3 protein-coding genes are annotated in these 6,055 nt (G+C 33.5%); 1 reads left to right on the forward strand and 2 read right to left on the reverse strand.

What is annotated here, in order from left to right:
• The first annotated feature begins 52 nt into the window (after window positions 1-52).
• Window positions 53-1,735: a potassium channel protein gene (locus D6734_00755; GenBank protein ID RMF98161.1), complete on the forward strand. Its 1,683-nt coding sequence runs from the start codon at window positions 53-55 to the stop codon at window positions 1,733-1,735.
• A gap of 19 nt (window positions 1,736-1,754) precedes the next feature.
• On the opposite strand, the gene D6734_00760 is transcribed toward D6734_00755, so the two are convergent.
• Window positions 1,755-2,531 (reverse strand): inositol monophosphatase, encoded by a 777-nt coding sequence (locus D6734_00760; protein ID RMF98162.1) that lies wholly within the window; start codon window positions 2,529-2,531, stop codon window positions 1,755-1,757.
• A gap of 61 nt (window positions 2,532-2,592) precedes the next feature.
• Complete coding sequence (locus D6734_00765; protein ID RMF98163.1) at window positions 2,593-5,889, reverse strand: PAS domain S-box protein; 3,297 nt, start codon at window positions 5,887-5,889, stop codon at window positions 2,593-2,595.
• Between the last annotated feature and the right edge of the window lie 166 nt (window positions 5,890-6,055).

A 6,055-nucleotide genomic window follows, 5' to 3' on the forward strand; every position in this document is an offset into this window, starting at 1 on the left:
AGGTTATTGCGATTGCCACTATAATTGATTATCTGTTAGACTAAAAAGGGAAATGAATAAAAAGAAGGAAATATTTTTCATCAAATATCTTAATAGTAGAGGGAAAAAATATGCATTCTCTCTCGTTGCTCTCATCTTTTTTTATACCATTATATTCAGAATTATTTATCCCCTTTTTGAAAAGAAAGAAATTGGAATAATCCGCTCTTTTGAATTCATTATAGAAAGTATGACGACAACAGGTTTTGGTGGGCTAATGCCTTTTCACCATCCTATTACGAATATCTTTGCCGTAATTGTAATGATAAGCGGAGTCGTTATGATTTTTATGGTTATTCCGCTTTTTCTTGTGCCGTGGATTGAATCTAAGATGAGAAGTGAACCAATTAAAGAAGTTGAAGAGACATTAGAAAATCATGTTATCATCTGCGGTTATTCTGAAATTGTCGATTTTCTGGTGGAAGAACTTGAAATAAATTCTATCCCCTATGTAGTAATTGATGCTAATCCTGAAATTTGCCTTTCTCTAAATGATAAAGGGATCAGGTCTATCCATGGGATACCCGGCTCAGTTCAAGCGTTAAAAAATGCAGGTATCAAAAGAGCAAAGTATTTACTTGTAACATCAAAAGATGAAGAAAATGCAAATATAATACTTACAGCAAAAGGAATAAGCGATATAGATATAATTGCTTTAGTCGAAGAGCCGGACAATGCAAAATATTTACAATATGCCGGAGCAAAAAAGGTTGCCTGTCCAAAACATGAACTTGGTGAAAGAATGGCATATAGAACTTTCATTCCTATAGTTAGGGAACTTTACAGCGCTTTGCATATTCCAAGTAATCTTAAAGTTACAGAAATATTAGTTCCGGAAGATTCTCATATCACAAATCTCTCCCTTGTGGAATCAGGAATCGGGAAAGAAAGCGGCGCAAAAATAATTGGAATTTGGAAAGAAGGCAAATTCACCACTGAATTAACATCAGATACAACCCTTGAACCAAATTCAATACTATTTGCAATAGGAACTAAAAAAGAAATATTGAATTTAAAAAACCTATTATTGAGTGAAGAGAACATAGGGAAAGAACACAATATCAACTTAATCATTATTGGATATGGACATGTAGGAAAGGAAATATACAAATACCTTGACCATATGCCTGAAAATGTAACGATCATTGACAAAAAGGAAATAAATCTAAAAAATGCTCTTACAGGCAATGCAACCGATGATACCTTGTTGAAAAAAGCAGGAATTGAAAAAAATTGCGCTGTCCTTATTGCGCTCAATGACGATACTCAGGCATTATATACTACCTTGCTTGCGAGGAATTTAAATCCCAATGCTTATATAATAACCAGATGCAACAATATTTCCAACATAGATAAATTTTATAAAGCTGGCGCAAATTATGTACTTGCACTGCCTATGATTGCAGGACTAATGCTTGCAAATATAATAACAGACAAGGGGCGTCTCGAATTTGACAGATTGGGTATTGAAAGATTTAGTGTAAAGGGGTCTGTATCATCAGAAAAAACGATAAAAGAACTGGATGTAAGAAAAAAGACAGGATGCACAATTATTGGAATTGAGCGAAGAGGAGAAACAATTCTTGAATTCAACACAGACTTTAAAATATTGGAAGACGACATAATAATCGTAGTAGGCACTAACAACTCTCTTGAAAAACTAAAAAAGGAATACCAACTCGTTCCAAGTCAATAACTTTAAAAAGCAACCTTATTCAATTTGAAGTCAATATTTCAATCATATGATTATGAATCAGGCCGTTGGAAGCCAATATTTCTTTGTCATAGATGCTGTATTCGTCTCCATTAAATTTAGTAACTTTTCCGCCACTTTCTTTGATGATCAAAAGCGCAGCTGCAGTATCCCAAGGATTTAGTTTCATTTCCCAAAAGCCATCAAGACGCCCACATGCAACATAGCACAAATCCAATGCGGCTGAGCCGGCTCTTCTAACTGCCTGCACCTTCATAATGAACTTCGCAAAATGTGTGAGGTTGTTGTCAGGTGATTCTCTTATGTCATAGGGAAAACCGGTTGCAAGAAGAGATTTACCTAAATCATCGATATGAGAAACTCCTATTCTTTTCTCATTTAAATAGGCTCCTTCACCTTTGTATGCGTAAAAAAGCTCATCTAATAATGGGTCATAGACAACACCAGCAATGATTTCACCTTTCATTTGCAGGCCTATAGAAACCGAAAAAAAAGGAAAATTATGGGAGTAATTTGTAGTACCATCAAGTGGATCGATTATCCAACAAAAGTCGCTATCTTTAAATGTTTCACCTGACTCTTCTGACAAAATCGAATGATCAGGATATATAGATTTTATCTTACCTATGATAATCTTTTCAGCTTCCAAATCAGCATCGGTAACAGGATCAATCTCTCTTTTTAGTTTTATCTTATGTTGATTTCCAAACCTCTCTTTTAAGCAAAGCCCTGCAGACTTTGCTGCATCTATTGCCACGGATAAAATTTCTTTTTTCATAATCTTTGTTAAAGATAAAAAGAAAGAATGTATGAATTATTGGAATAATAGTATTTGTACTTTATCTTTCCTGTTCTATTAGTTCAAGAAACTTTTTTACGATTTCTGGATCAAGATGAGTTCCAGAAATTTCGCGGATGTATTCAATCACTCTATTCTCTTCCCAAGCAGGTCTGTAAGGACGGTCTGAGCAAAGCGCATCCCATATATCGACTACAGCAAATATTCTTGCAGGGAAAGGAATTTCCTCTTTTTTCAACCCTCTTGGATATCCATTACCATCCCATCTTTCATGATGACAGTAAGGAATTTCAATGCAATTTTTAAGATATTTTATTGGAGCAAGTAGTTCATAGGCAAAAACCGGATGTCTTTTCATTATTTCCCATTCTTTTTCCGTAAGTTTAGCAGGCTTCAAAAGAATACTATCAGGGATTGCCATCTTCCCTATATCGTGAAGAAGTGCTCCCCGTCGAATATGAACCAAATCTTCACCACTAATATTGAAAGCAAGAGCAAGTTTAATTGTTAAATCAGATACCCTTTGTGTATGTCCCTCTGTTTCTCTATCACGAAGGTCCAAAGCTTTTGACCATCCCTCCAGAGTTGTGTCATATGCATTTGCAAGTTCAATATTGGAAACCTTCAGTTCGTTCAGTAAGTTCCAGTTATCAATTGCTATTGCAATCTGTTCTGCAATTGTTTCAAGATAGCTTATCCATTCAATACTTTCCTCACAGAATTTTTTGGTAAAGACTTCTAATATCCCTTTTATTTCTCCTTTTACAAAAAATGGAATAGCGCAATAAGATGATATTTTCTCACTATTACAATGAAGAAAAGAAAAATCCTCTTTCGGATAATCCTGAATTCGCGTAATGAAAACCGACTTTCCAGTCTCAAAAATCCTTGAAATACGGTAATCTATGTTTTGTAAAGATATTTTACTCCCCATATCTCGTCCAAACCCAATGGATGCTACGCAAGAAAGAGTCACATCATCTTCAAGAATCAAAATGTCAGCTGCATCAACTTTAAGATGATTAACCAAGCTATTCAAGATGATATCAAGAGTAGAGTTGAAGTCTGCATTCGTAGCAATTGCATTATCGATGTCATGAAGCGCTTGGAGTTTTTCAATATGGGATAAAGAATTTTTGAAATATATTGAATTAGAAAGGGCAAGAGCAGATAGATGGGCAAGCCCTTTTAAAAGCTCAAATTCATTTCTATTGAAATTGACATCTTTTTCATTCCAAAAGACTTTGATTAAACCAACAATTTTATTCTCTCTCAACATTCCTGCCACAGCCACTGTTTTAATATTCAACAATTGAAAAAGTTTGCCATTTACAAACTTTTCAATTCCTTTTGAGCTGTTGGTCATAAAAACAAGTTCATTTTTATTGAACAACTCCCTGTATCTTTTTCCGGGTAATGGTTTTATTTGTTCCGAATAAACTGATGGTATTCCTAAACTTTTAGAATTGTAAAATACATCATTTATTTCATCATAAAGAAATACAGATACTGAATGCGCTTTTAATGACTCTGCCACTTCCTTGCAAACTGTATTAAGCACCTTTTCATATTCTATACAAGAATTTAGATTAGATGCCGCCCTGACCAAAGATTCAGCGCGTGCGGCATGCATTTTAACTTCCTTTTCATATTCTTTGCGAAAAGTAATATCCCTTATTACAGCACTGAAAAATATTTGACCATTGGCATACCAGGAGCCCAATGATAATTCCAAGGGAAACTCCTTCCCATTTTTCCGAAGGCCGGTCAACTCAATAGGTTTTTCCAAGAAGGAGAAATCCTTTGATTCAATAATATAATCAAATCCCTCTTTGAACTTTTTATAAAGTCGTTTCGGAATAATCCTTTCTAAAGATTTGCCAACTATTTCATTTTCCTTATAGCCAAATATTTTTTCTGCTCCGCTATTCCAAGAAACAATTTTTCCGCAAGAATCGATGGATACAATTCCATCGCTTGCGGTTTGTGTTACTGAACGGAATTTTGATTCCGATTCTTTGAGAGCTTCTAAAGATTTTTTCCTAAATTCTATATTTCTTGCAAAGGCAATAATAAATTCCTTCTCATCGTATTTTAAGAAACTAACGCTAATCTCTACTGGGAATATTTTTCCATCCTTTCTCTTATGAACAGATTCAAATGTGAGATTTCCTTTCCTTTTCACATTTTCCCAATGTTCATCCCAAATTTCCTGAGGAAATAAAGGATCAATATCAGAAACTTTCATTGAAAGCATTTCTTCTCTGCGATAACCCAAACTTTTACAAAAAGCATTATTGACATATTTAAATTCACCATCTCTTCCTATAAGACAAGTCGTATCTGCTACATTATTGAGCATTGCATGTGTAAGTTTTAATTCTTCTTCAGCAATCTTTTGCTTACTTATATCTCTGAAAATTAATACAGCCCCAGTAATTCTCCCTTTTTCAATTATTGGATTGCTCAAATAATCAACTGGAAAAATAGAACCATCTTTTCGCTCAAAGAATTCATTTTCAATGTGATAACTTTTCCCTTCAAGAAGGGTGCGATTTATTGGGGAGGAATTCCAATTTATAAATTTTTGATGATTATCTATTTTATGGAATACTTTCCAAATTTTCTTCCCTTCAAGTTCTTCTACAGTCCACCCAAGCATTCTCGCCCCTGCCGGATTAATAAAGGTAATATCTCCATTTTTATCTAAACCGCATATTCCTTCACCAGCATAATTGAGAATAAGTTTATATTGCAGGTTTAAATCTTCATATTTTTTTTCAACTTCTTTGCGTCTTCTAAATTCTTCTTGAAAAACCTTAATAGCTTTCGCCAATTCAAAAACATTGTTTTCTACTTTTTCAGATAATTCTTCCTGTTTTTCAAAGAGCAATCTTTCAACCTTTTTTCTTTCTTCTACATTTCTAAATATACCTTTTAAAATCTTCCGTCCTTCTATTTCTACGACACTTGCACTCAATTCAACTGGAATTTTTATGCCATCTTTTCTTTCAATTGATATATTATCCAGAATAAAACTATCCATTAAAAAAAGCTTTTCAAAAAGACCTGAATAAGCACGGCGTTCGTTTCTCGGATAAATTTGTAGATGATGCAAACCAATCGCTTCTTTTAAACTGCAGCCAGTCAATTCCAGAAATTTCTTGTTTCCTTCAATAATTATGCCCGTTTTATGGTCAATTATGGCAATTGCATCATTAGCGTAAATGAAAAGTTTTTTTAATATCTTTTCATCCTTTAATAATTTTCTATTTCCATAGAAATTGCTGTATTTTTGATTTTCTCTTTCTTTTTCTCTTTTAGTTTTTCTTTTCATAATTTTTAACAATAAAAAATTTTATGATTTCATAATTTTTATGTTTTGCTTTATCGGTAATGGATAAAATGAGTTGACAAATTCAAGGCTCAAAAGGGGATAAAATTGAAAATGTCTTTTTCATAAGCATATAATTTTTTTGCTACCCATTTAACAACTTGCATAG

The organism is Candidatus Schekmanbacteria bacterium (genome assembly GCA_003695725.1).
Classification (GTDB): domain Bacteria; phylum Schekmanbacteria; class GWA2-38-11; order GWA2-38-11; family J061; genus J061.